Raw genomic sequence first — 24237 nt, 5'->3', positions numbered from 1 at the left:
GTTCAGACTCGAACATCATAGAAACATTCTATCACGTTCCGGATTATATGGGCACTATATATGGCAAAAAGTCTGTCCAAATTGGCCAAAAACACTAGATATTGTATAGCGAACGATTTAATTTGAACCGTCTGGTTTCGTGAAAACCTAGGCCCGGCACCTCAGTCTTCAGACGGATTTTCGCCTGGAAACGCGCTGTTGTCCCCGGCCTTTGCTATACTGAAAGTATCATCTTATGGAGGCTCACTATGGAAACTGCGCAATGGAAACAAATCGGTGTCATCGCCGTGATCATCATCTTAGGACTGATACTGTTGCCGCTCGTGGCTGGCATCATCAGTCTGATCATCAAGATTGTCTTGTTCCTGGCTATTGTGGCCGGGCTGTACTGGGCATATGTCACATTTATCAAGAAATGACCTCAGTTGAGCCGGCCGCGTGCCGGCTTTTTGAGTACGCCACGTAAAAGTTCGGCAAAAAAAAAGCCGATGCCCTCAGCAACTATGCTGATTGCACCGACGCCTTTTTTTGACTTCTGGATCCTACGTGACTTGAACACGCGACCTCCTGCATGCCATGCAGGCACTCTCCCAGCTGAGCTAAGGACCCCTTCTAAGTAATAGATTATCGAAAAATGGTAGCGCTGGCAAGCGTCTCGTATCGGGTTTTTACAATTTCTGCGGGATGGTCAAAGCAAAAAAAGATTGCTGTGCCTCCGAAGAGGCGCAGCAATCTTCACTCTGGATCCGATGAGATTCGAACTCACGACCTCTGCCATGCGAAGGCAGCGCTCTCCCAACTGAGCTACGGACCCAAAACACAAGACTAATTGTAGCATACCCGTCGCGGCTGTAAAGAAGATTTTGGGCGAAGGGTGGGTGAGAATAGAATCTAGAATCGTTGTTCCTCGGCACCTTGCCTAACTGGGCTGCGAGTCAACAACGCCCACGCGCCTAAGCTACCTGTCCCCCTAAGTGCGCGAACCCTTCGCATCCTACTTAACTGGGCTCGGACTTGGCAACGGCCGAATGATTAGCTACGGCAACGACTTCGCCTGTTACACAGGCAAAGCCGCGGCCTAGGCTAATCATCAGCCTGAGTACGCCAAGTCTGTGCACCTTGCATCAAAAAAGGCCGCTGGGCAGCGGCCTGAGGAGTTGGCCAAGCGGTTTGGGGGACCACTTGGCGATTTTTACTTTGGAGGAGTAAAAATGAAAATTGGGTTGGGGTAGAAAGGCTTGCGCCATTTCTATGTTCTTATAATATCCATAAGTTGTGAAGAAAATATGAACATTTACAATATTAATTATGAATTGCATTAGTTATCTAACGGCGGCCGCTCGCCACGAGAAAATCGCGATCGACACGTACAGAATAATCGCCAACGCAAGAAACAGCGGATGGTAGCCCACCGCCTCGATCACCAGCGCCCCGGCGAGCGGTCCAACCGCCCGACCCGCAGACGCAAACATTTGAACGTAGCCCTGAAAGCGGCCTTTTTCGGTCAGGTCGGTGTACATGTCCACGTAGGTCGCCACCGAGGGCAGCGCGAGAATCTCACCCAGAGTGAGCACCCCCATCGCCAGCACGAACATCCAGTACGAACGAGCCGGAATCAGCAGCAAAAAGGCGGTGCCAAACAGCGCAAAACCGACGCCGAGACGCAGCCGCAAGTGAGCCGTGAGCCAATCGTCAAACAGGGTCAAGATCGGCTGGCCGAGCACGATCAGCACGGCGTTGAAGGTCCACAAAAACGAGTAATTGCGCACGTTCATGCCCAGGCTCAGCATGAAGGTCGAAATGTTGCTCTGCCACTGCTCGTACGCGACCCAGGTCAAAAATAATGTCGCAAGCAGCAGCATGATGTTGATCAGGTGTGGATTCCGCCGCGCGGCCTTCGCGGCTTTGACCCGTTCGGTGCTCGGCCGCGGCGTCACGTTGAAGTGCACCAGCGCCACCCCGAAGAACATGAGAAACATGACGAACGCCAGCGCGAAGATCCAGGCGATGCCCAGCGGCAGCACGTACCCGACGATCAGCGTGCCAATCACTAGGCCCAGATTTTGCATAAAGTACAGGACATTAAACACATAACTCGCGCGCCGGCTGGTCGAAAGCGTGGCAAACGAGTTGATCGCCGTGTTGACCAGGCCTGAGCCAAAGCCCATGACGACCAAAAGCAGCGGATAGGCCGGCCAGCCGTGCCAGAAAATCAGCGCAAGTGACGTGCCCACGTCCAGGGCGATCCCGGTCAAAATGGTGCGGTACGGTGACCAGCGGTCAAACAGGCGGCCGCCGATCAGGTTGCCCAGCATCATCGCCACGGAATTGAAAAACAACACGATGCCTGAAACGGTCAGCGACTCGCCGAGGTATTCGTGCATGTAGATTGTCGTCAGCGGCCAAATGAATGAAATCCCCGTGTTGGTGATCAAAGACCCCAGAAAAAGCCACTTGAGTGTGAGTGTTTTCTTCGCCATGCGCCCTTCCTCCTAAAGTCAGTCTGCTATTTATTTTATCCGGGCGCTGGCGCTTTGTCCGCCTAAATGGGCACATTCTCATTTTCAACGGTCATATTTCTGCGTTCTATAAGGAAACTTTTGATAACACCGGTTTCACCGACCTCACGGTTGCGGTAAACTGAACGTATCAGCTAAGAAGCGAGAGGAAATGCTATGACAGTAGAATCGAGCCTTAATTATCAAAATAACTTTTTTAATACATTCGCGCAGGCGTGGGCCGATCGGTCGACCTATCATCTGTATCAGGGAATCGATAAGACCGCCGAGACGCTGCGTCTGACATTGGCGGAAACGCCGGGCTACATCCTGGCTTATGACAAGTCCGCGGTGCACGAATTGCACGACTTTTTGCAGCAGGACTTCATCGCCTTTTTGCGCGAGCACATTCCGTTTTTTGAGGTGTCCGATCAGGGTGAGGTCTTCTTCGGCGACTGGTACCACCGCCGCCAGTTCGGCAGCATTGATGTCTTCGCCCGCAACATTGTACAGCGCACTGACGCCGAGCGCGCCATCCTGCCGCAGCTGCGTGCCTTTGCCAAGGATCCGGACCATTTTCTGGATCACCAGCTCGAAGCCATGCGCAAGGATACTTACCAGGAAGTCGACCGGCTGCACCGTCAGCTGGAAGACGCCGAAGCGGACGCGGCTGCCGACAACACCGCGCAGCCCGAGGCTACTGGCTCGCGGGTCCGCGGCTTTTTGAAGAGCTTCGTGGATCCCGACCAAGACCAAGGCAGTGCGCCGGCGCACAAGCCGGCCGGGCCAGATCAGAGTAAGCTCAGGGCCCGCTTTGACTCCGCCAAGGCCAGCGCCGATGAAGCCTTCGATGCGCAGAAGCGCCAGCTCCAGGTGGGCGCCGCAATCACGCGTTACGAGTACCAAGCGGTCACTTCCAATTACAGCTCCGTTGACCAGTTTGAAAATATTCTGGGCAGCCTGCAGGATGACTTCATGCAGGCACTGGCGCTGAAGGAGGAACAGGCTAATGCTTAATTTTAAAGATCAAGAGATCACCAAAATCGCCACGAGTGACTTGAACGCGCGACAAGCCCGCGACGCGATCACCATCGCCTACAGCAAGCGCATGGCCTTTCTGCGCAACGATCCGCTGTGGCAAGGCAACCTGCCTGCCATCCAGGCCGAGACCCTCAGCTACACCGCGCTGATGGCTGACAAGCTGCTCGAAGCCCTGCGCACCAGCAAGCAAATCGACAACACCTTTGCCGAGCGCCTCTGGTTTGAGCCGCAAGTAGGCGACGGCGATCACAGCACCATCACGATCTATCTGGCCAGCCCGGACAAAAACACCGAGCTTATGGCCATCGACGGCGCGCTGACCCCGAACGGCCGCTTGGTCGCCAAGAACCTGCCGACCCTGCTTCAAATCACCGCTAAAGACCCTGACCTGGGGTACACAGACGGCGAGCTGCAGGCGCTGGCGGCCATGATCAAAGTGCTATACACCGCAGATTTCAGCTTCGCCACCATTGACGAAACCGTCCTGCAGCCAGTCGACGGGCTGAGTTTTGCCACCAAGTTCGACAACTCCAAACCGCTGTCGACCACTGTGGAAATTAAATCTTCCGGCAACATTAAAGTCGCCGTGCCCCTAGATCACGGCAGTGTGGTCAGCTACCAGGTGCTGGACGACAACGGCCACGACTGGAAGGACCTGGGCGCCGACGACATTGCTGACGACACCTTGACCTGGGCCTCCACCACCATCCCGAACGAGCTGGTCGGTGCGCACCTGCGCCTGCAAGTGAACGTGCGGGCGGCGGAGAACTCCCCGGCGCTGGACGAATTGTTCGTGATTGCGTCCAACAACGCGATTTTGATGCGCCAGGCCGGCCGCGGTGCCTACGCCCTCGACCTGCCGAACCACAACGTGCTCAACATCAAGCTGGACACGGAAAACAACCGCATTGTCCTGCACTACCCGGAACCGACCGTCCACGTGATGGAGCTGAACCATCAGTATCCGTTCTTCGGCCAGTGGCTCAAGGCGGTGCTGCCTCAGCGGCGGGCATTCAACTAAAAGCCGAAACAAAGCGCCTTAACGGGCGCTTTTCGTTTGCTTATTTTGGATAACCTTGTACAATTAAGTCCGATACTGATCTGAAGGGGCGAGAATATGGCAAACGAATTACCACAAGTAGCGACCATCGCGGGGGTCGACAGCGATGGCAGTGCCGGGGCACAGGCCGATCTGCACAGCTTTTTCATGCGCGGCACCTATGGCACATTGATTTTGACTGCTGCAGTCGCAGGCAACTCCTACGGTATTCACGATAGTCAGGTGATGCCGCTGTCGTTCATCGACAGCCAGTTCAAGGCGCTCGGCGAAGACTTAAAGATCCGCGCTGCGAAAACCGGCATGCTGGCAGACGCGGCGGTCATCAAGAACGTCGCGGCCAACCTGCAGAAGTACGACTTTGGCCCGCTCGTCCTGGATCCTGTGATCTCCACCAAGCACGGCAACATGCTGCTGGAAACCGAGGCCTTCGAGACCCTCAAGACGGTACTGATCCCGATGGCGGATGTCATCACGCCCAACTTCTATGAGGCCGAGCACCTGACCGGCATGAAGCTGACGGACAAGGACGCGATTATCAAGGCTGCTGAAGCGATTCATAACATGGGCGCCAAAAACGTGATGCTCAAAGGCCGCCACGATTCCGCCACCCAAACCGAAGTCAGTGACTATGTGCTGCTGGATTCCGGCAAGCGCTTCTGGCTGACCGGACCGTACTACGACACCGAGCGCAAGAACGGCACCGGCGACACCCTCAGCGCCGTCATCACCGCCGAACTGGGCAAGGGCACCGACCTTGAGGACGCCATCCGGCTCGCCAAACATTTTGTCGACACGGCCATCGCGCATGAGATCCCGGTCGGCCATAAGTTTGGGCCAATCAACCACTGGGCCAACCCATTGGTCCAGCCGAAAACAGATCCTCAGGCCTAACCTGAACTTAAAGAGGCCCACTCACCGAAGGCGCGTGCGAGCGGGCCTTTTGAGTCCCCTGCTAACAATGCTGTCACCTGGGTCCCTTAAAGGTTAAACCGCCTTCAAAAACGTGATATAGTACAATCAATCATCACCATTTTTGGGAAAGGGGAAATTCCTATGAAACGACCAGTTGCCCTGTTGATCACGATCAGTGTCGCGCTTGCGGCGGGCATTGGTCTAGTCGTTCACCATCAGCTCAGCCAAACCGATGCGGCCGCCCGTTCAGTGCAGCGTGTGACCGAGGCGACGCAGGCGCTGCACAAGCCCGCCTTCATTGCCGACCCCAAAAGCAATTTGGCCAGCGCCTACTTGAATCAGGCGAATTACGCCTACCAGCAGGCCGAACGCCACCACACCGCGCTGAGTGCGCACCAGAAGGTCATTTTAAGGGCAGCCGCCCAGCAGCTGAAAGACGCCAAGCTCTACGTCGCCATCCGCTCCGAGGCTTCGGCGGTGCTCGGCCCCACCCAGGTCATCACCGACCAGAAGTACGACAGCACCACGCTGGAGCGGGCCTTCCGAACGCTTGAGGCGGCCAATATAAAGTACGCAGCCGCCGCGAAAACTCCGGTGACACTGGTCTCGCTTCAAACCGCGGCCCTGGCTAAGTTGCGCGCTGCCCAACGCCGGCCCGCCACCGCGCAAACGGTCGCGGCGGCAGAGGCGGCAATCGCGGAGGTGCCGGTGGCAGCCTTTAAGCAGACCTACACCCCAATCGCCGAAAGTCTGAAACAGGAGGAAAAAGTCGCACCCAACCCGCCAGACGCTAACGCGGCCGAGCCCCAGGTCCCAGAGCAGGCAGCGCCTGCCGCACCGGCCAAGCAAGCCGAAAATGGTCAGACAACCAAAGCTGCCCCGGCAGCCAAGGGTTCAGCCCAACCTGCGAAGACCCCAGCCGAGGAGCAGCCTTCGAAGGCGCCCACCAGGCCCGAGGCTGATTCGGCCTCAAGCCAACAGCAAGCACCAGACGCTTCGGTCAGTGACGCCGACCGCGCTCTGATCGGCATCGGTGGCCTGTTCGACACCATGCATGAGGCAGAAACCGCAATGAAGGCTGCTCAAGCTGCCGCCGGCTCCAATCGCCAGGCCAGCGCCTATTCGATTCAGTTTAGCGACGGCTCGATCCACTACACCTGGAGCTGGCTTGAAAGTGATCCGATCCCGGCGCCTTAAGTTAGACAGTAGAAAAAGCCGCCCCGAAAATTTTTCGGGGCGGCTTTTTGCGTAGGCCAGCGTGAGTTAGTGACGGCGGCCACGCAACGCGTCGACCAGTTCCAGAATGCCCATCACAATGAGCATCGCGCCAACGACTTGCAGCAGCGCCATGATTGACCGAAACGGGTTGAACAGCAGCACAAACCCGCAGATGGCCACGATCAGCCCGTAAAGGATCGTCGGAAACGGCGAAACATTCACGTAAACCTGGCGATCACGCGCTGTGATGATCCGCGAGATCCCGTACACCACCAGCATTAGGCCAATGACAATCGGCAGCAGCGACAGTGCCGGCCGCAGCAGGACGGCCACGACCATCGCGCCGATCAGCAAACCGCCGCCGCGCCACAGCGCACTTTGACTTTCCAGCGTCCCTCGCTGGGCGCGCACCGCATCGATGAAGGCGCCAAGGGCGAGCAGCAACATGCCGCCTAACAGCACATACTTCACCACGTGGTACACCGAAGTCGGCGCCAGCAGGAACCAGACGCCGACCAGGGCCAAGATCAACGCTCTCAGCCAGGCGTAACGCGTCAATTTTTCAACGGTATTTCGCATCGCCATCAACCTCTCTTTAACTCAAGCCTAACACCTTGAAGTCCTTGGCCCATCAGCCCTAGGTTGGATTTACCAGCGCCGGTGGTCCCAAAAGCGCCCGTCGACCTCGCCTTGGGCCTGAGCCAAGCGGGTGGCCTGCTCCTGGATAAACGTCTCAAGCGCCGTGAAAAAGGCCCGGTCTTCGTAATTTTTAGCCTGTTCTGCCTGGTGCTTGGCTTGCTCGAGCAGCCATTTTGTGGTTTCGTCCATCAGTCCGCCTCCCCTTCGCGCAACTCGGCGATGGTCTGCCGCAAGCTGGTCAGCTGCTCTTGCCGGTCCGCCAGCGTGGTCGCCATCAGCGCAACCGTTGAATCTGCTTGCCCCCTGGCCGTTAGCTCAGCCAAAAACCAGGCCGCCTGATCCGCAAAGCGGGCGGGTTGCGGCACCGTCAGGTACTGCTGGTAACGGGCGAAAAGCTGCGCCCGCGAAATTTCGGTCAGGTAACCGAACTGGGCGATCTCAAGCGGCGCCAGCAGTGTCAACCCAGTTTTGCGTGCCAGCGCCTGGTACGGGCTTAGCAGGGTGGACATCGAAATTCCCTCACTGCCGCCAATTTGGTAGGCCTGCTTAGGCTGGCTGTATGACACCACCAGCCCAAGCGTTTTGCCAGTGAGCTTGCCGCCGGTTTCGTCGTACGTAAAGCCGCGCGTCCATACGGCCGCAAGCCACTGGTGCAAGCTGGCCGGGGCCTGATACCAGTACAGCGGAAACTCGAAAATCAGCCGGTCCGCCGCCTGAATCAACGCCTGCTCGGCGGCAACATCCAGCGAGCTGATTGCGTCCAGGTGATGCCAGGTGACCCCTTTGACGCCGGCCGCACTAGCCTTTAAAAACTGCTGTGTCGGCGAATCCGCAATGGTTGGATGGCTAACAATGATCAATGTGTTCACAAGGCACCTCCTGCTTTCAGCGCCGCCACTAACTTTTTCTGCACGGTCGGCAGCGCGAGCTTTTCAAAGTCTGCCGCCTTCACCCATTTGGCCGGCAGCACCGCCAAGTCGAAGGTGGGACTTTCCGCTTCAACCAGCGTCAGCTGCCACTGCTGGTGAGTAAATGTGTGCCGCACCGGCTTGGCTCCGGTCTCGGTAAAGTTCAGCGCGACCCCGGACAGCGCCGCGAACTGGGCGGCCGCCTCTGTCAGCTGATCAACTGCCAGCGCCGCATCCAGGCCGCTGCGGTCGATCAGCGGAAACATCCACAGGTCTGCCAGCATCCCCGTGCGCGGCCGCCGCACCAGCAGGTACCCTCGCGGCGAGTGGATCACCAGCGCAAAGTAAGGGATCACAACCGGCTTTTTCTTTTTACTTTTGACCGGGTAGTCCAGGACAGTGTCGCTCAGGTAGCTCTGGTCGAAGGCGGCCAGCGGCGAGTGCGCCGGGTCCGGATCCTTCGCGCGCATGTAGCTGCTGCCCAGGTCCATGATGGCCTGGTTAAAATCCCCTGGCCGCTGCGGGTCGATCAGCTGGCGGATCAGCTGATCAAACACCTGACGGGTCTGGGGTCTGGCGATGTCCGCATCAATCTTGAACAGCCGGGCAAAGACGCGAAACGCGTTGCCGTCAATCGCCGGCTCGGGCTGGTTGAAGGCGATGCTGGCGATGGCGCCAGCCGTGTACGGCCCAATGCCTGACAGCTGCCGGAGCTCGGCGGCAGTGTGCGGAAACTCGCCGCCGTATTCTTGCAGGACCTGCTTGGCCGCCTGCTGCAGGCGCCGGGCGCGCGAGTAATAACCCAGGCCCTCCCAGGCCTTCATCACCTGGTCCTCTGGCGCCTGTGCCAAGGCTGCGACGGTCGGGAACAGCTGCAAGAAATGATTGTAGTACGGAATCACCGTGGCCACTTGCGTCTGCTGCAGCATCGTTTCCGAGAGCAATATGTGGTACGGATCGTGGTCCCGCCGCCATGGCAGGTCCCGCTTTTCCTGATCGTACCAGTTCAGCAGCGCCTTGCGGAAGGCCGCGATTTTTTCTTCTGACCAATTCAGTGCCATGAATTCACCTCAAAGCTAGTTTAACGTACCGGTCCCTTATGCAAGCGGTCTCATGCTTTGCTATAATGAAACTACTAACGAAACGGGGGAACGCTTATGACAATTCGCATGATCGCGCTGGATATCGACGACACACTTTTGACCTCGACCCACCAGATCCTGCCCAGCACTAAATCGGCGGTCCAAGACGCGGTTGCGCGCGGCATCAAGGTGGTGCTGTGCACCGGCCGCCCGCTTGCCGGCGTGCAGCCGTTTCTCGATCAGCTTGAACTTGCCGGCGACGACCAATACGTCATTACGTATAACGGCGCTGTGATCGAGTCGCTTACCGGCCGCGTGGTTGCCAAGCACCTGCTCGACAATGCCGCCTACCGCGAAATCACCGCCCTGGGGCAAAAGCTTCACCTGCCGACCAACGTGCTGGACGAGCACTCCACGATTTACACCGCCGACCGTGACGTTGACTGGTGGATCGTCGAGCAGGCGGCCGAAAACCAGGCCGGGCTGAAGATCCGCGACCCCGATGAACTGCCGCCCGATTTTGCCATTGCCAAAGGCGCCTATGTCGGCGAGCAGACGCTCCTGGACCAGGCCGATCCGGCTGTGCGCCAGGCGCTGGGTGAGCGCTTCTACGTCGTGCGCGCCGGTCGCAATTTTCTCGAGGTCATGGACCCGCAGGTGAACAAAGGGCAGGCGCTGCGCGACTTGGCTCAGGTCCTCGACCTGAGCCTCGCCGAGGTCATGGCTGTGGGCGATGAAGGCAACGACATTGCCATGTTCGACGTCGCGGGCCTGCCAGTCGCCATGGGCAACGGCAGCGCCGAGGCCAAGGCCCACGCCAAGGTGATCGCCGGCACCAACGATGAAGGCGGCCTGGGCGAAGTAATCCGCCAGTACGCACTGCAATAACTGACCAGTCAGCCCCCCCCCAAAGGCTGGCTTTTTTACTGCTGATAAAGCACGGTCAGCTCCCCGGCCAGCGCCGTGACCGCCCGCTGGGTGACCGCTTGGGTCAAAAGCTTTTTTGCTGGCGCCTCGTCCAGCAGCGCCAGCGTCAAAATCCGCAGCAGGTGCTTCAGGACCGGCTTGGCCCCATTGGCCCCGATTTGCGCCGGGCGGTTCAGCCCGTCCGCCGTTTTGCGGATCATCGCCAGAAACAAGGCGACATCGATCGTGTGAAACACGCCGCGCGCCATTCCTTCGTTCAGGTAGGCGGCCAGCCGCTCCTCCCACGCGTGCAAGGCGGCCTCGACGCGGCGCTGCTGCTCCGGATAGGCGTGCGCGAGGTCGGCCAAAAATACCGGGCTATTTGACCCCAGCAGCATCAGCTCGGTCAGCAGCCAATGCGGCAGCGCCTGCACGGTCCACGCGGCGGCCGGCGCCTGGCCCTGCGCATTGGCCAGCGCCACGAACTGATCGACCACGGCTGAAACAACCGCATCGCGACTGGAAAAGTAGAGATAAAGCTTGCCGCGGCTGACCCCGACGGCTTTGGCCAGCGCGGCCATCGACTGGCCCGTCAAGCCATTACGAAGAAAAATTCGGTTGATCCGCGCCACCAGCTCTTGGTGTCGCGTCTGTTCGTCTGTCATCGCTGCCTCCGTTTAACTGAGTCGATTATACCCCTGACGCCTACTGCTCAACAAATTGGACAGGAATGATTCAATCTGTTTAGCACCAGTAATCCGCGCTCAGCAAAAAGGCCAGCGGTAAGCGCTGGCCTGAAGTACCTGATTGCGCCTATTGCGCACTTTGCCCTGTCGCAATGCGCTGAAAGTTGGTGCGCAGTGCGGTGTTCTGCGTTTCGCCGGCAGAAGGCGCACCATCGCGGCTTTGGTCCACCAGCACCACCGGCTGACCGTTGTGGAACGCAAAGAAATAGGTGATGCGATTCGGCAGTGGCGGCTCAGTGCCATTGTAGTTATAAATCGCGACCACGTTGTAACTGCTGTCGCCGGTGCCATCCGGACGCCAGGCGAGCTGATTTGGTGTGCCATTAACGAGTTCTTCTGAAAACGCCGTGGGGTACGCGATTCCCACCGATGTTTGCAGCGGATGAATGCCATCGAATTTAGTATAAGACTGACCCATGGTTTTCTCCCAAGAGGCGATAAAGCTGGCCAGCGCCGCATCCTTGGTGCCGTCCCAAGGCGTCGCCGGCTGTGAGCTGCTTGCTGAGGCCTTACTGCTGGCACTGCTGCTCTGCTTGCCGGCTTTGGCCTTGCCGCTAGTCTTACTGCCCGACTTGGCCTTCGCACTTTTCTGGCTGCTGGATTTGACCTTGGCACTTTTGGCCGGCTCAGTCGCATCCGACTTTTTGGCCTGCTGCCCGCACCCTGCCATGACCATTAGGCTCAACAGCGCCACCCCGACGATTCCCCAATGCTTTGTTTTACTCATCCTAACTCCTCCATCTCCTGTTCAAAGGACAAATAATAAACATTACACCTACTTATAATTAAGCTGATTGCCATTGTCAACTATCTGGCAGCCTCAGGTCACGCCAGGCATAAAAAATAGCCGCCATTACTGGCGACTACAAAGAGTTTTAAAATTACTTGTCATCCTCGAGCTTCTCGGCTTCTTTGTCGATTGTGGCAAACCCTGACTCAGTCTTCTTCACTGGGTGCTCGGCACGCTTCTTTTCAACTTCTTCGATCAGCGCTTTGCGCTCCTGTTTACTAAGCTTTCCTGCCATTATTCTCGCCTCTTTTACAGTGGCATAGAGCTGAGAATTTAACTTCTCAACACGTTCAGTGTACCACTTTTGGGTATAATTAGCACCCGAACGCGTCAGTTGCTAATGGTCGCTTGCATGGATCGCCTTCAGCGTGCTTTCCCCAGTTCCAGAGGCTTTGACCTGCAGCTGATCGGGTACACTCGCTCGCAGCTCAGCCACGTGACTGATGATACCGACCATGCGCACCTTCCCTTCGATGGTCCGCAGCGCCTCGATGGCCGTGTGCAGGCTGGCCTGATCGAGCGACCCAAAGCCCTCGTCCACAAACAGCGCGTCAATCGACACTCCGCCGGCATCGTGCTGGATCACTTCGCCAAGCGCCAGCGCTAGACTCAGTGCCGCAATGAAGCTTTCACCGCCAGATAGCGTGTGAACGGAGCGCGTCGCCCCGACTTGATCGTCAAAGACATCAATCTCAAGGCCGGAATCGTTGCGGTGGCTGCCAGGCTCTTGGTGCAGCTGGAATTGGTACCGCCCGTCTGTCAGGTTGCTCAGCCGCCCGTTGGCCTCGGTCAGCACCTCCTGCAGGTACGCCCGCAGGACAAACCGTTCCAGCGATAACTTGCGCTCGTTGTTCCCGTTCATGACCGCAGCTAAGGCGCTCAGCGAGTCCGCCTGGGTTTGCGCCGCTTGGTTTTGTGTGTATGCTGAGTCGATTTGTGCCAGCAGGTGCTGGTCCTGGTCCAAGGCACTTTGGGCCGTGGCCAGATCCGCTTGAGCCTGGCTCTGCGCCGCACTGGCGGCGTCGCGCGCCTGACCCAAAGCGGTCAGGTCAGGGGCTTGGGCCTCCCCAATCTGCTGCTTTGCCTGCTTCAGCAAGGCATTTTGCGTCGTGGTTGCTGTCTTGGCCGCCTCCAGAGCCGCCTTGATCGGCGTGATTTGAGCGACCTGGTGTCGCAGCTCGGCAAACACAGCCGGGGTGGCGCCATCAAGGTTGGCTGCCACTGCCTCTTCAAACGCCGCCTGCGCCGTCGCCAAAGAGGTCTTGGTTTGCGCCTGCTGGCTGGCCTGCGCGGCCTGGGTCGCCTTGGCGCTCGCCACTGCCTGGTTAGCTGCGCTCAAGGCCGTTTCGTTTTTGGTTTGATCATCCGCAAATGTCTTCAGCTTGGTTTGCAGTCTGGCTTGCTCTGACGTGAGCGCAGATAGCGCCGGGGCGTCTTTTGGCAGCGCCTGCTGGGCCGTCTTCAAAGCAGAATCGGCACCAGTCAGCGCCGCATCAGCCAGGTGAAAGGCATCATCGGCCTGCTTGAGAGTTGCCTCGGCACTTTCCTGATCGGCTTTCAGCTGGTCCGCCTGCTGCTGCAGCTGAGTTAACTGCCGTTTTTGATCGTCGGCTTTTTCCTGCAAGTTCTGGACCTGATCTGCGAGCTGCTGGAACGCCTGCTCTGGATTATCGTCTGACGAAAGTTGGGCTGCCAGCGCCTGCTCCTGATCGACGAGCTTGGCCACATTGGTTTGCGCCTGCTCGAGATCCGCCTTACTTTTAGCCAAGTCTGATTGCGCCTTTTGCCGGGCGTAATCAGCGGCGTCCACTTCGTCGTCGCTCACGATTGCCGTCGCAGCGGCAGCCGCGGGGTGCGGATGGTCGAGGCTGCCGCAAACCGGGCAGGCCGCCCCGGGCGACAACTGCGCCGCCAAACTCGCGATTTGCGATTGCAGCTGCGCGTCATGCAGCTGCGTGTAGGCCGCCTGGGCCGCTTCTGCCGCGCTCGTGGTGGTGGCCACCCAGTCTTGGGCGTCCTTCACCTCGTTCTGTGCTTCCTTCAACTCCTTGCCGACATGGCGCCACTGGTCATGCACGGGCTTCAGCGAAGCCAGTCGTTGCGCCTGCGTCTGAAGCGCGGCCGTCTGATCGTCTTGCGTCAGCTTGGCGATGGCCTCAGCATTTTCTACCAGCGCTGCCTTCGCCGCGGCGACCGCGGTCTGCGTTGTCTGCTGACGGGCCAGCGCCTGCGCACGCTGCGCTTTGGCCTTATCTAGCGCCTTCGTGAGGTCGGCCACTCGCTCCAGTTGCGGCCGGATGCTGCTCAGCTCGGTTTCACGCTTACTTGCCGCCGCCATCTCGTCCGCTTGCGCATCAAGCGCCTGCTTGATTTGCTCAGCCGAAGCCACCGCCTGTTCAGCCTGCTTCAGTGCGTCTGCAGTGTGCGCTAGCGCCGCTTCCAGCTGCGTTAACTCGGTCTGCTGGGCGGTGAGGCGATCCGCATCGCCGGTGTGGGCGGCGACCCACTCGAGCTTAGTCAGCAGCTTTGCCTTTTCGGCGCGGGCCGGCGCATCGGCTGCAAGCTGGGCCAGGGCCGCCTGAGCCGTTTGTGCCTGCTCAAACGCCTGCTGCAGCTGCTGTCCATTTTGGTACGCCGTATTGGCCTGCTCGTACTCGGCCGTTGCCTGCTTCAGTGCCGCCTGCTGGTCTTCTTGTTGGGCAGTCAGTGCTGCCAGGGTCATCTTCATCGCGGCAATTTGGTCGGTCAACGAGGCACCATCGTCGGGCTTTGTGTCCGCCGCATACGTGAACTGACCGGCCAGTGTGGTCAGACGGTCTGCGGCTTGCTTGACCTTGGCCGAAGCGTCCTTGGCCTGCTGGTTCATCGCGTCCTGCCAGCGCGCGAACAAGTCGGTGCGAAAAAGGCGCTCGAGCAGCTTGCCCTTGTCATCGGAATTAGCGTCGAGAAACTGTCGGAACTGGCCCTGGGGCAGCAAAATGATCTGCCGAAACTGATTCGCGTCCAGGTGCAGTAAGTCGTTGATGCGCGGGGCGATGTCCCGCTTTTTGGTCCACTGACCGGCTTCCTGACCGTCTTTAAACACTGTGAGGCACACGTTCATCGGTTTGTTCGTGACCCCGCCCTGCTTTTTGGCCAAAGTCTGCGCCGGCTCGCGCCAAATCTCGTAGTCCTTGTCGCCGTGGTGAAAACGCAGTGTCACGCGCGTTTTTTGTGCCGGGGTGGCAAAGTTGGCGCGCATCTCATCCCCACTGCGCTGGTCGCCAGACGTGTCGCCGTACAGCGCAAAGACCAGGGCGTCGAAAATCGTCGTTTTGCCGCTTCCGGTGTTGCCGCTGATCAGAAACAGAGGCGTATCGGCAAAGCTGTCAAAATCGACCGTCGCGTCTCGATACGGCCCAAAGTATTCCATCCGCAAAGTCTGCAGCTTCATTTCTTTTCCTCCCCCGCATTCGCCAGCGCGGCTTTGGCCCATTCCATCTGTTGCTCGCTCAGCTCACTGCCGGTCACCTGCTGGAAAAAGTCGCCAAGCAGCTTCGTCGGCGCCAGCTTCACGTCCGTGTGGGCAACCTCACCGAGATCCACATGGGTCTCCCGTTTCAGCTCAATCAGCCGAGGAAAAACTTGACGCAGCTTCGCCATGACATTAGGAATCACCTCAACATCAGTCAGCTTCACTGCCGTGTAGGCGTCGAGTTCCTCAGCCGAAAAGTTAGTCGGATCGGCGAAGCGCGCAAAACTACCAGTCACCTGCTGCAGGTCATGCAGCGGTGCCAAGCTGACAAACCGGCGCTGCATGGTGTCCGTGTCGATGATGTAAACGCCTTTTTCTTGGACGGCTTCGGACACGGAAAATTTCAAAAGTGAGCCAGAATACTGCACCTTAGGATCATCAAGCGCATGGCGATTGTGCAGATGGCCCAGGGCCACATAATCAAAGGCTTGCAAATCGGACACGGCAACCGCATCCAGGCCCCCGACGTTGACCAACGTCTCGGAATCCGAGTGTTTGCTCCCCGCCGCAAAAAAGTGCCCGACCAGAATGTGCCGCTTGTCCGGTGCAAACTGTTTCTGCATTTTTTCAACGACCGGTGGCATCGCCTTGTTGATGTTCGTCAGGCTGTCATCTTTAAAGTAGTCGCGTGCAGCGAACGGCTCAAAATAAGGCAGCAGGAAAAACTGGGTGTCTTCGAGCTCAATGGGGGTGAAGGCGTCCTTGAGTTCAGTGCGCATGTATAGATTAGTGGACTCATACCATTGCTGCCCCGTGCCCAGCCGGACGCCAGAATCATGGTTGCCTGAGACGACCAAGAGGGGAAAGCCTTCCTCACGGTTGAGGCGATACAGCATGCGGTTAACGCGGTCGACCGAGTCCTCACTCGGATTGGCCCGATCGTACAGATCACCCGCGATGATGATTGCGTCCACGTGTTCCTTTTTGGCGGTCTCGACCAGCTTCTCGAACACCGCGTCCTGATCTTCTGCCAAGTCAAACCCGGCCAGATTCTTCCCAATATGCCAATCGGCAGTGTGCATAATGCGCATGTGAAGGCCCCCATTTCTAAGTTCAATTCAAACAGTTGTTCGCCCCGCTGTCAACGTATTTTCCCGAACTTGGCAGCGCTTTTTCGGTATACTTGACCCAGGAGGAAAAACATGAAAACTTTCATCTTCGACATCGATGGCACCCTGATCGATTCGCCCAACATGTACCTGCATGGCCTGCAGCAAACCATGCGGCGCCACGGCAAAGATTACGCGCTGGCAGACCTAACATTTTCAAACGGCGTCTCGTCCGTCGATACCATGACTCGCCTGGGCTTTACCGACCCCAGCGCGAACGCGGCGGCAATTGAAGAGTGGATCAACGACTCGATGCAGTTTGCCGATTTATCGGGCTGGATTCCAGGCTTTCCCGAGGTGTTGACTCAGCTGCGGCAGGCCGGCGCCAAGCTCGGCATTGTCACGGCCAAAAGCGCGCACGAATTCGCACTGGATGACGCCCGCTACCACTACCGCCGCTACATCGATACCTGGGTCACCGCCGGGCAGGCCAAGCGGGACAAGCCCGCAGGCGACCCAATCGTGCTGGCGGCCAAGCGGCTCTCAGCCGACCTGAACGACCTATTATATGTCGGTGACACCGTAGTCGACGCGCAGGCGGCGCATGACGCCGACGTCGCGTTCGGCCTGGCGGGCTGGACCACGCCTGAACCGACCTCAGCGTTTGAGCCAATTGCCTACCGCCTGACCGCCCCCAGCGACCTGCTCGAACTGATATAAAAACGCGCCGCACGTTCGCCGCCCATTGATGAAAGGGGCGGCAAAGGTGCGGCGCGATTGCTTAATAGATACCTTCGACTTGCGCCTGCGCAACTTCGTGGGCCATGAATTCGTCATAGCTGGTGTCGGCACGGTCGACAATGCCTTTCGGGCCGACCTCGATGATGTGGTCGGCGATGGTCTGGATAAACTGATGGTCGTGGCTGGTGAAGACCAACGAGCCCGGAAAATCGATCAGCGCATCGTTCAGCGCAGTGATGCTTTCCAGATCCAAATGGTTGGTTGGATCGTCGAACAGCAGCACGTTCGCCTTACTCAGCATCATTTTGGCCAAGTAGGCGCGGACTTTTTCGCCCCCGGACATCACCGGCGTCTTTTTCAGGACGTCATCCCCGCGGAACAGCATCTGCCCGAGAAACCCGCGCAGGAAAGTGTTATCGGACTCCTCCTTGCTGGCGAACTGCCGCAGCCATTCGAGAATGTCCAGGCGCTCGTCGGCGAATTCGGGGTTCAGGTCGCGCGGCATCGAGGCGCGGCTGGTGGTCACGCCCCAGGTCACGCTGCCCGTGTCCGGCTGCATGGTCCCGGCCAGAATCTGCATCAGCACGCTGGCCGTGACATCGGAGCGCGAGATTAGCGCGGTTTTATCGCCAGGCCGCAGAATGAACGACACGTTGCTGAGAATCTGCTCGCCGTCGATGGTTTTGGCCACATTTTCCACCCGCACTAGGTCGTTGCCGATCTCGCGCTCCGGCGTGAACTTGATGTACGGATACTTGCGGCTTGACGGCTTGATGTCGTCAAGCGTGATCTTGTCCAGCTGCTTCTTGCGCGAAGTCGCCTGCTTGGACTTAGAGGCGTTGGCGGAAAACCGTGCAATGAAGTCCTGCAGCTGCTTGATCTGTTCTTCCTTCTTGGCGTTTTGCTGGGAGCGCAGCTGTTGGGCCAGTTTGGAACTTTCCAGCCAGAAGTCATAGTTCCCAACAAACAGCTCGATCTTACCGAAATCGACATCACACATCTCCGTGCAAACGGCGTTGAGAAAATGCCGGTCATGGCTGACGACCAGGACCGTGTTTTGGTAGTCGGCGAGAAAATCTTCCAGCCAGGCGATGGTCTGCGGGTCCAGCCCGTTGGTCGGCTCGTCCAACAGCAGCACGTCTGGCTTGCCGAACAGGGCCTGCGCCAGCAGCACCTTGACTTTTTCGCCTTCCGGCAGCTCGGCCATTAGCGTCTGGTGCTGCGCCTCTGGGATCCCCAGGCTTTGCAGCAGCTGGCTCGCATCGGATTCGGCGTTCCAGCCGTCCATCTCGGCGAACTCGCCTTCGAGCTCAGCGGCGCGGTTGCCATCGGCCTCGGTGAAGTCGGCTTTTTGGTATAGCGCATCCTTTTCCGTCATCACTTCATATAAGTGCGTGTAGCCCTGCAGCACGGTGTTCAGGACGGTTTGGTCATCAAAGGCAAAGTGGTCCTGCTTCAGCGAACTCATCCGCTCATTGGGATCCAGCGCCACGGTGCCAGTGGTCGGCGTCAGTTGGCCTTCCAGTATGCGCAGGAAGGTGGACTTGCCGGCCCCATTGGCCCCAATAATGCCGTAACAGTTGCCCGGGGTGAACTTCAAATTAACGTCAGAATACAGGGTCCGATCGGAAAAAGTCATCGAGACGTTGGAAACAGTTAGCACTTCGCTACCTCGCTTTTCTTCTATAGATGCAATACGTTCGCACAATCATACCAAATGGCCGCAGGTTTATCAACGGCCGGCTTTGGCATGGAATAACGAATTAATCGCATGATAGCGTTCTTATTGTTCGCTTATTGTTTTGACATTTTTCGCTTAGACTGCTAAGCTATTGACATCGTCAGTCGGTACTGAGAAATAGTAAGGCAGTCTCCTTTCCGCAAAGAGAGTGATCCAATTGGTGCAAGGATCATCGAAAAGTCTGCAAGAATGGCTCTCAGCAGGTGGTGCCGCGCGCCTTAAGCGCTTCGAGTGGTCGCAAGTGCGGCAACTTAGGTGGTACCGCGCAGCGTCGTCCTAAGCAATTGCTTAGGACGGCGTTTTTTGATTGACGATGGGGTTGGCCGTTCACCCGCTCGCCCAGTTTGGGCCGGCGTACATTAATTATTTTCTTAGGGGGAAATGCCTTATGGCAAAAAACAAGCAATCATCTAATGAGTTATTCAGTGTGCGAACCGTGGTCGCGATCGGCATCGGCACGGCGATCATCTTCATTCTCAAGCGCTGGGTCTCGATTCCGACCGGTTTCCCGAACACGAACATCGACACCTCATACGGCTTCTTAGGCTTCATGAGTGTCCTCTTCGGCCCGGTTGCCGGCTTCATCATGGGCTTTCTCGGCCACGCGCTGAACGACTTCACCCAGTACGGCACCCCGTGGTGGACCTGGGTCTTCACCACGGGCTTGGTCGGCGGCGTGATTGGGTTGTTTTGGAAACGGCTCGACGTGTCCAAAGGCGACTTTGGCAAAAAGAAGCTCATCGGTTACAATGTAGTGTCTGGATTGACCAACCTGATCGCGTGGGCGGCCATTGCGCCAACGCTTGACGTGCTGGTTTACTCTGAACCGGCGAACAAGGTTTACATCCAGGGTCTGATCTCCGCTGTGTCCAACATCATTTCTGCCGCGGTCATTGGCTCCATTCTGCTGGCGGCGTATGCAGCTTCGCGGACGCGTAGTGGGAGCTTGAAGAAGGAAGACTAATCTCCGCTTCAACGATTAGCTAAACACAATAAAAACTACGCCAATTACCCACTGCGGCGCCAGGCGAACCCGCTTGGCGCCGCAGTTATTGTGAGAAAGGATACCCATGAGCAAACCTGCGATCATTTTCGATCACGTCACCTACCAGTACGACAGCCAGGCCGAGCCGACGCTGCACGACATCAACTTAACCATCAACCAGGGCGAAAAAGTGCTGATCATCGGTCCCAGCGGCTCCGGTAAGTCGACGCTGGGCAATCTGATCAACGGCCTGATTCCGCACGCCATCCCCGGCAAGATCACCGGTAAGGTAACCGTGATGGGCCAGGATGTCGAAAGCTCAAGTCTGTTTGACCTGTCTCTGCACGTCGGCACTGTGCTCCAGGATCCGGACAGTCAGTTCGTCGGCCTGACCGCGGCCGAGGACATTGCCTTTGCGATGGAAAACGACGCGACACCGCAGGCCGAAATGAAGACCCGCGTCAAGCAATGGGCAACGACTCTGGGCATTAAAGACCAGCTCGGCCAGTCCCCGCAGGCGCTGTCCGGCGGGCAAAAGCAGCGCACAGCCATGGCTGGCGTCCTGGTTGACGAAGGCGATGTCCTGCTGTTCGACGAGCCGCTGGCCGCACTCGATCCGGCCACTGGCAAGCAATCGATCGAACTGATCGACGACCTCCACCGCCGCCTAGGCGTCACCGTGGTGATCATTGAGCACCGGCTCGAGGAAGTCCTCGCGCAACCGGTCGACCGCGTCATCGTCATGCAAGACGGCCGAATCATCGCCAACGAAACGCCCGAAGCGCTGCTCAAAACCCCGCTGCTGCGAGAAATCGGCCTGCGCGAACCGCTCTACCTCGAGGCGCTGGATCTGGCGGGCATCGACTTCAACGACACCAACGGCATCACCTCGGTGAACACCATCGAGGCGCCCAATTTGAAGCAGAAGCTGAGTGATTGGCTGACCGGCGAACCGGCGCACCAAAAACCGGCGGGCCTGAAGCCTCTGCTGACCATCAAGGACCTCACCTTTGGCTATCCCAAAGGACCCAAGCTGTTCGACCACTTTGATCTGACCATTAACCGCGGCGACATGCTGGCCCTGGTCGGCGAAAACGGTGTGGGCAAAACGACGCTCAGCCAGCTGATCACCGGCTTCGTCAAGCCGGACGCTGGCACAATGACCTTCGCCGGCACTGACCTGGCCACCCAGTCCGTCAAGGAGCGCGCTGACCAGATCGGCTACATCATGCAGGACCCCAACCAGATGATCTCGAAGATCAAAATTTTTGACGAGGTTGCCTTGGGCCTGAGCCTGCGCGGCGTCGATGAGGCCACCATCAAGGCCAAGGTCGAAGACGCGCTCAGGATCTGCGGCCTGTACCCGTTCCGCAATTGGCCGATTTCCGCGCTCAGTTTTGGGCAAAAAAAGCGGGTCACGATTGCGTCCATCCTGACGCTGTCCCCGCAGCTGTTGATTCTCGATGAGCCGACTGCCGGCCAGGACTGGCGCCACTACACCGCAATGATGCGCTTTTTGGAAAAGCTGAACCGCGACTCCGGCATCACCATGCTGCTGATTACCCACGACATGCACCTGATGCTTGAATACGCGACGCGCACCGTGGTACTTGGCCACTCCGGCATTTTGCTTGACGCCGAGCCCGCGAAGGTGCTGACGGAGCCGGCCATCATCAAGCAGGCCCGGCTGGCGGAAACCTCGCTGTACACGCTGGCTAAGCGGATGGACATGGATCCATTCGCCTTCACCGCCGCCGTGATCGCACACGAAAGGCAGGAACGTCATGTCTAACTTATTCGGTTTTGATGGCGGCGACACCTGGCTGCACCACCTCAGCGGCGCAACTAAAATGCTGGCCTTTGTCGGCATTTCGATCATCGCGATGGCCAGCTACGACCTCCGCTTCACCGTAGCAATCATGGTCATGTCCCTGATCCTCTTTTACCAAGCCAAGATCAAGTGGTCGCAGGTCAGCCTAGTCGTGAAGATCATCACCGCCTTTTCGCTGCTGAACCTGATCACCGTGTACTTGTTTTCTCCTGAGTACGGCGTGCAGCTGTACGGCACGCGGCACCTGCTGCTGGGCAGCGGCTACCTGACGGTGACTTCGGAGCAGCTGTTTTACGAGCTGAATCTGCTCAGCAAGTACATCGTCACGGTGCCGCTGGCGCTGATTTTCCTGATCACGACCAACCCGTCGGAGTTTGCGGCCAGTCTGAATAAAATTCACCTGTCCTACAAGGTCTCCTACTCGGTTGCCTTAGCGCTGCGCTACATCCCAGACATTCAAAACGTCTACCACCAGATCTCGCTGTCCCAGCAGGCCCGCGGCTATGAGCTGTCGAAAAAGGCCAAGTTCTCCCAGCGCCTGAAGGGGTCCGCACAGATCCTGATGCCGCTGATTTTTTCCTCGCTGGACCGCATCGATACCGTCAGTCAGGCGATGGAGCTGCGCCGGTTTGGCCGCAAGAAGCACCGGACCTGGTACATGGACCACCCCTTCGCTTGGCAGGATTGGCTGAGTTTGGCCGGCACTGCGGCGATCATTTTGGTCGGTGCCTGGCTCTTCAAAGTCAACGGTGGCCGCTTCTACAATCCGTTTCGGTAACCCCTGAACCAGCCCGTGGCGGCTGGTTTATTTTTGCTCATTTAGATTGTGCAAAATTTTCTATGCTTAATTGGTGCCGCTTACAACTTCGCTATGCTATTCTGGATTTTGAAAGCATACTCATTTGGAGGGGATCACCATGCCAATCGATTTGACTCGCGTTCAAGACGTCTACAAGGACGCCGGCGACAGCATTATTTTTGTCACGATGAACCTCAACCGTCAGGACCAGGCCAGCGATCTGGCGGCGGTGCAAGATCTTGCCGAGCACCTGCCGGCTTTTATCAACAGTATGAACATCCGCTACCCTGATGCCGGCTTGGCCGTTGCGTTCGGCTTCTCCCGCAGCGCTTGGGATTACCTTTTCCCGACGGCGAAGCGCCCGGCTGAGCTCGAGGAGTTCCAAGCGATCCACGGTCCCAAGCACACCGCCGTCGCGACCCCAGCCGACCTGTTTTTCCACCTGCGGGCGCGCAACTCCGCCGTGCCGTACGAACTGCTGTCAGAAATCATGACGCGCATCGAAGCCAACGTCACCACCCTGGATGAGACCCACGGTTTCCGCTACTTTGAGGGTCGCGCCATCATTGGGTTCGTCGACGGCACCGAAAATCCCAACGCCCTGCAAACGCCAGAGTACGCCGTGATTGGTGATGAAGATTCCGACTTTATCAACGGCTCCTACGCCTTTGCCCAGAAGTACCGCCACGACCTGGCCGCCTGGGAGAAACTCAAGGTCGAACAGCAGGAGCAGGCCATCGGGCGCAAGAAGTTCAACGATATCGAACTTGAAGAGCACGAGAAACTGCCGAACGCTCACAACATCGCCTCGCAGGATAACGAAGGCGGGGTCGAACATAAAATTGTGCGCATGAATGTCCCGTTCGCCACCGCCGCAAAGGACGTCAAGGGCACCTACTTTATCGGCTACGCCCGCCACTGGACCGTCACCAAGCGCATGCTTCAGAACATGTTCGAAAAATCCGACCGCCTGCTGGATTTTTCCACGCCCGAAACCGGCGAGGTCTTCTTCATTCCGTCCCAGGACACCCTGGCCCAGATTGCTGACAGTGAATTACCGCAAGCCTAAACTTGCAACAATCCGCCTGCGCCTTGATAATGGAGACATTAACTTCGAAATGAGGCGCAAACATGCTAAACCTTGTCGGAATTTTCGGCAACAACTGGTCGGGCTCGACCAATCGCCAGCTGCTCCAGTTCATGAAGACCCGGTATGCGGCGCAATTCTCCCTGACGCTGCTGGAAACCGGCCAACTGCCACTGTTTTCCCAAGACGACGAAACCCACCCCACTGAGGCGGTGCAACACTTCCGCCACGCCATCGCGGCCGCAGATGGCGTGATCATTGCCACCCCGGAGCACAACCACAGCATCCCCGCGGTGCTGAAAAACGCCCTAGACTGGTGCTCACGCGTTGAACATCCGCTGACTGGCAAAAAAGTCATGATCGTCGGCTCCGCGCTGGGCCCGATGGGTACCGTTCGCGCCCAGGGTCACCTGCGCCAGATCCTGGACTCGCCCGGGCTGGCCGCCCAGGTGCTGCCTGGCAATGAATTCCTGCTGAGTAAGGCGCACGACCAGTTTGATGCGGCCGGGGCGCTGACCAATCAGGCCACGATCGAGTTTCTAGACGAATGTGTCACGCACTACCTCGCCTTTTTAAACGCTTAAAGCCAAAAGTGATGATCCCGCGATCATCACTTTTTATATGAAACAGAACTTGATTTTGAGTACACCAAATACACCTACTCGAAATCTCAAAAAAATACAGGTATAC

At 57.9% G+C, this 24237-nt stretch carries 23 protein-coding genes and 2 tRNA genes; 12 read left to right on the top strand and 13 right to left on the bottom strand.

Features of this window, described 5'->3' with window-relative positions:
- Positions 1-248 precede the first annotated feature (248 nt).
- Positions 249-419: a hypothetical protein gene (locus JUF21_RS03205; RefSeq protein WP_164506279.1), complete on the top strand. Its 171-nt coding sequence runs from the start codon at positions 249-251 to the stop codon at positions 417-419.
- 117 nt (positions 420-536) lie between these two features.
- On the opposite strand, the gene JUF21_RS03200 is transcribed toward JUF21_RS03205, so the two are convergent.
- From JUF21_RS03200 to JUF21_RS03190, 3 genes are all read right to left on the bottom strand, one after another.
- Positions 537-609, bottom strand: a tRNA-Ala gene (locus tag JUF21_RS03200).
- 132 nt (positions 610-741) lie between these two features.
- A tRNA-Ala gene (locus tag JUF21_RS03195) sits at positions 742-814 on the bottom strand.
- A 508-nt stretch (positions 815-1322) separates the two neighbouring features.
- Positions 1323-2480, bottom strand: a complete 1158-nt coding sequence (locus tag JUF21_RS03190; RefSeq protein WP_203624541.1) for an MFS transporter — start codon at positions 2478-2480, stop codon at positions 1323-1325.
- A 195-nt stretch (positions 2481-2675) separates the two neighbouring features.
- Between JUF21_RS03190 and JUF21_RS03185 the strand changes: the two genes are divergently transcribed.
- The 4 genes from JUF21_RS03185 to JUF21_RS03170 all read left to right on the top strand — a co-directional run bounded on the left by JUF21_RS03185 (position 2676) and on the right by JUF21_RS03170 (position 6708).
- Positions 2676-3515 (top strand): SbcC family exonuclease, encoded by an 840-nt coding sequence (locus JUF21_RS03185; protein ID WP_203663075.1) that lies wholly within the window; start codon positions 2676-2678, stop codon positions 3513-3515.
- Positions 3508-4560, top strand: a complete 1053-nt coding sequence (locus tag JUF21_RS03180; protein ID WP_203624543.1) for a hypothetical protein — start codon at positions 3508-3510, stop codon at positions 4558-4560. Before JUF21_RS03185 ends, JUF21_RS03180 begins: the two co-directional genes overlap by 8 nt.
- A 96-nt stretch (positions 4561-4656) precedes the next feature.
- Entirely contained in the window at positions 4657-5490 is an 834-nt protein-coding gene (thiD, locus tag JUF21_RS03175) for a bifunctional hydroxymethylpyrimidine kinase/phosphomethylpyrimidine kinase (protein ID WP_203663073.1), read from the top strand.
- Between the two features lie 162 nt (positions 5491-5652).
- Entirely contained in the window at positions 5653-6708 is a 1056-nt protein-coding gene (locus JUF21_RS03170) for a hypothetical protein (RefSeq protein ID WP_203663071.1), read from the top strand.
- Between the two features lie 66 nt (positions 6709-6774).
- On the opposite strand, the gene JUF21_RS03165 is transcribed toward JUF21_RS03170, so the two are convergent.
- The 4 genes from JUF21_RS03165 to mutY all read right to left on the bottom strand — a co-directional run bounded on the left by JUF21_RS03165 (position 6775) and on the right by mutY (position 9337).
- Positions 6775-7314 carry a DUF308 domain-containing protein gene (locus tag JUF21_RS03165; protein WP_125757957.1) on the bottom strand — a complete coding sequence of 180 codons (540 nt, stop codon included), beginning with the start codon at positions 7312-7314 and terminating at the stop codon, positions 6775-6777.
- A gap of 63 nt (positions 7315-7377) precedes the next feature.
- On the bottom strand, positions 7378-7557 hold the full coding sequence (locus JUF21_RS03160; protein WP_203624546.1) for a hypothetical protein: 180 nt from the start codon (positions 7555-7557) through the stop codon (positions 7378-7380).
- A complete protein-coding gene (locus JUF21_RS03155) occupies positions 7557-8237 on the bottom strand; it encodes an NAD(P)H-dependent oxidoreductase (RefSeq protein ID WP_203624547.1) in 681 nt (226 codons plus the stop codon). Before JUF21_RS03155 ends, JUF21_RS03160 begins: the two co-directional genes overlap by 1 nt.
- Positions 8234-9337, bottom strand: a complete 1104-nt coding sequence (gene mutY, locus JUF21_RS03150) for an A/G-specific adenine glycosylase (protein ID WP_203624548.1) — start codon at positions 9335-9337, stop codon at positions 8234-8236. Before mutY ends, JUF21_RS03155 begins: the two co-directional genes overlap by 4 nt.
- Before the next feature lie 96 nt (positions 9338-9433).
- Here mutY and JUF21_RS03145 point away from each other — a divergent pair, with 96 nt between their 5' ends.
- The gene (locus JUF21_RS03145; RefSeq protein WP_203624549.1) at positions 9434-10246 is read left to right on the top strand and encodes a Cof-type HAD-IIB family hydrolase; all 813 of its coding nucleotides are present in this window, start codon (positions 9434-9436) and stop codon (positions 10244-10246) included.
- A gap of 35 nt (positions 10247-10281) precedes the next feature.
- Here the strand turns inward: JUF21_RS03145 and JUF21_RS03140 are convergent, their stop codons facing one another.
- The 5 genes from JUF21_RS03140 to JUF21_RS03120 all read right to left on the bottom strand — a co-directional run bounded on the left by JUF21_RS03140 (position 10282) and on the right by JUF21_RS03120 (position 16345).
- Positions 10282-10929 carry a TetR/AcrR family transcriptional regulator gene (locus JUF21_RS03140; protein WP_125757967.1) on the bottom strand — a complete coding sequence of 216 codons (648 nt, stop codon included), beginning with the start codon at positions 10927-10929 and terminating at the stop codon, positions 10282-10284.
- 148 nt (positions 10930-11077) lie between these two features.
- Entirely contained in the window at positions 11078-11737 is a 660-nt protein-coding gene (locus JUF21_RS03135; protein ID WP_203663069.1) for a DUF4767 domain-containing protein, read from the bottom strand.
- 154 nt (positions 11738-11891) lie between these two features.
- Positions 11892-12035, bottom strand: coding sequence for a hypothetical protein (locus JUF21_RS03130; protein WP_164506258.1), 144 nt, complete (start codon positions 12033-12035; stop codon positions 11892-11894).
- A gap of 102 nt (positions 12036-12137) precedes the next feature.
- On the bottom strand, positions 12138-15233 hold the full coding sequence (locus JUF21_RS03125) for an AAA family ATPase (RefSeq protein ID WP_203624550.1): 3096 nt from the start codon (positions 15231-15233) through the stop codon (positions 12138-12140).
- A complete protein-coding gene (locus tag JUF21_RS03120) occupies positions 15230-16345 on the bottom strand; it encodes an exonuclease SbcCD subunit D (protein WP_203624551.1) in 1116 nt (371 codons plus the stop codon). Before JUF21_RS03120 ends, JUF21_RS03125 begins: the two co-directional genes overlap by 4 nt.
- Positions 16346-16456: 111 nt before the next feature.
- Between JUF21_RS03120 and JUF21_RS03115 the strand changes: the two genes are divergently transcribed.
- Positions 16457-17083 (top strand): HAD family hydrolase, encoded by a 627-nt coding sequence (locus tag JUF21_RS03115; protein ID WP_203624552.1) that lies wholly within the window; start codon positions 16457-16459, stop codon positions 17081-17083.
- Positions 17084-17144: 61 nt separating this feature from the next.
- Here JUF21_RS03115 and JUF21_RS03110 read toward each other — a convergent pair whose 3' ends face one another.
- Positions 17145-18767: an ABC-F family ATP-binding cassette domain-containing protein gene (locus tag JUF21_RS03110; RefSeq protein ID WP_164506260.1), complete on the bottom strand. Its 1623-nt coding sequence runs from the start codon at positions 18765-18767 to the stop codon at positions 17145-17147.
- 466 nt (positions 18768-19233) lie between these two features.
- Between JUF21_RS03110 and JUF21_RS03105 the strand changes: the two genes are divergently transcribed.
- The 5 genes from JUF21_RS03105 (at position 19234) to JUF21_RS03085 (ending at position 24131) form a co-directional block, all read left to right on the top strand.
- A complete protein-coding gene (locus tag JUF21_RS03105) occupies positions 19234-19809 on the top strand; it encodes an ECF-type riboflavin transporter substrate-binding protein (RefSeq protein WP_203624553.1) in 576 nt (191 codons plus the stop codon).
- Positions 19810-19915: 106 nt separating this feature from the next.
- Complete coding sequence (locus tag JUF21_RS03100) at positions 19916-21622, top strand: ABC transporter ATP-binding protein (RefSeq protein WP_203624554.1); 1707 nt, start codon at positions 19916-19918, stop codon at positions 21620-21622.
- Positions 21615-22439: an energy-coupling factor transporter transmembrane protein EcfT gene (locus tag JUF21_RS03095; protein ID WP_203663067.1), complete on the top strand. Its 825-nt coding sequence runs from the start codon at positions 21615-21617 to the stop codon at positions 22437-22439. Before JUF21_RS03100 ends, JUF21_RS03095 begins: the two co-directional genes overlap by 8 nt.
- Before the next feature lie 139 nt (positions 22440-22578).
- Positions 22579-23529: a Dyp-type peroxidase gene (locus JUF21_RS03090; protein ID WP_203624556.1), complete on the top strand. Its 951-nt coding sequence runs from the start codon at positions 22579-22581 to the stop codon at positions 23527-23529.
- Between the two features lie 62 nt (positions 23530-23591).
- The gene (locus tag JUF21_RS03085) at positions 23592-24131 is read left to right on the top strand and encodes an NADPH-dependent FMN reductase (protein WP_203663065.1); all 540 of its coding nucleotides are present in this window, start codon (positions 23592-23594) and stop codon (positions 24129-24131) included.
- Positions 24132-24237: the final 106 nt, after the last annotated feature.

Source organism: Lacticaseibacillus sp. 53-4 (assembly GCF_016861805.1).
Lineage (GTDB): Bacteria > Bacillota > Bacilli > Lactobacillales > Lactobacillaceae > Lacticaseibacillus.
This window is presented reverse-complemented; position numbering and strand designations above follow the sequence as displayed.

Excerpts from the sequence above, each read along its gene's own strand:
- JUF21_RS03205 (WP_164506279.1), top strand. The coding sequence starts at position 249 with ATGGAAACTGCGCAATGGAAACAAATCGGTGTCATCGCCGTGATCATC.
- JUF21_RS03190 (WP_203624541.1), bottom strand. The coding sequence starts at position 2,480 with ATGGCGAAGAAAACACTCACACTCAAGTGGCTTTTTCTGGGGTCTTTG.
- JUF21_RS03185 (WP_203663075.1), top strand. The coding sequence starts at position 2,676 with ATGACAGTAGAATCGAGCCTTAATTATCAAAATAACTTTTTTAATACA.
- JUF21_RS03180 (WP_203624543.1), top strand. The coding sequence starts at position 3,508 with ATGCTTAATTTTAAAGATCAAGAGATCACCAAAATCGCCACGAGTGAC.
- thiD (WP_203663073.1), top strand. The coding sequence starts at position 4,657 with ATGGCAAACGAATTACCACAAGTAGCGACCATCGCGGGGGTCGACAGC.
- JUF21_RS03170 (WP_203663071.1), top strand. The coding sequence starts at position 5,653 with ATGAAACGACCAGTTGCCCTGTTGATCACGATCAGTGTCGCGCTTGCG.
- JUF21_RS03165 (WP_125757957.1), bottom strand. The coding sequence starts at position 7,314 with ATGGCGATGCGAAATACCGTTGAAAAATTGACGCGTTACGCCTGGCTG.
- JUF21_RS03160 (WP_203624546.1), bottom strand. The coding sequence starts at position 7,557 with ATGGACGAAACCACAAAATGGCTGCTCGAGCAAGCCAAGCACCAGGCA.
- mutY (WP_203624548.1), bottom strand. The coding sequence starts at position 9,337 with ATGGCACTGAATTGGTCAGAAGAAAAAATCGCGGCCTTCCGCAAGGCG.
- JUF21_RS03145 (WP_203624549.1), top strand. The coding sequence starts at position 9,434 with ATGACAATTCGCATGATCGCGCTGGATATCGACGACACACTTTTGACC.
- JUF21_RS03140 (WP_125757967.1), bottom strand. The coding sequence starts at position 10,929 with ATGACAGACGAACAGACGCGACACCAAGAGCTGGTGGCGCGGATCAAC.
- JUF21_RS03135 (WP_203663069.1), bottom strand. The coding sequence starts at position 11,737 with ATGAGTAAAACAAAGCATTGGGGAATCGTCGGGGTGGCGCTGTTGAGC.
- JUF21_RS03130 (WP_164506258.1), bottom strand. The coding sequence starts at position 12,035 with ATGGCAGGAAAGCTTAGTAAACAGGAGCGCAAAGCGCTGATCGAAGAA.
- JUF21_RS03125 (WP_203624550.1), bottom strand. The coding sequence starts at position 15,233 with ATGAAGCTGCAGACTTTGCGGATGGAATACTTTGGGCCGTATCGAGAC.
- JUF21_RS03120 (WP_203624551.1), bottom strand. The coding sequence starts at position 16,345 with ATGCGCATTATGCACACTGCCGATTGGCATATTGGGAAGAATCTGGCC.
- JUF21_RS03115 (WP_203624552.1), top strand. The coding sequence starts at position 16,457 with ATGAAAACTTTCATCTTCGACATCGATGGCACCCTGATCGATTCGCCC.
- JUF21_RS03105 (WP_203624553.1), top strand. The coding sequence starts at position 19,234 with ATGGCAAAAAACAAGCAATCATCTAATGAGTTATTCAGTGTGCGAACC.
- JUF21_RS03100 (WP_203624554.1), top strand. The coding sequence starts at position 19,916 with ATGAGCAAACCTGCGATCATTTTCGATCACGTCACCTACCAGTACGAC.
- JUF21_RS03095 (WP_203663067.1), top strand. The coding sequence starts at position 21,615 with ATGTCTAACTTATTCGGTTTTGATGGCGGCGACACCTGGCTGCACCAC.
- JUF21_RS03090 (WP_203624556.1), top strand. The coding sequence starts at position 22,579 with ATGCCAATCGATTTGACTCGCGTTCAAGACGTCTACAAGGACGCCGGC.
- JUF21_RS03085 (WP_203663065.1), top strand. The coding sequence starts at position 23,592 with ATGCTAAACCTTGTCGGAATTTTCGGCAACAACTGGTCGGGCTCGACC.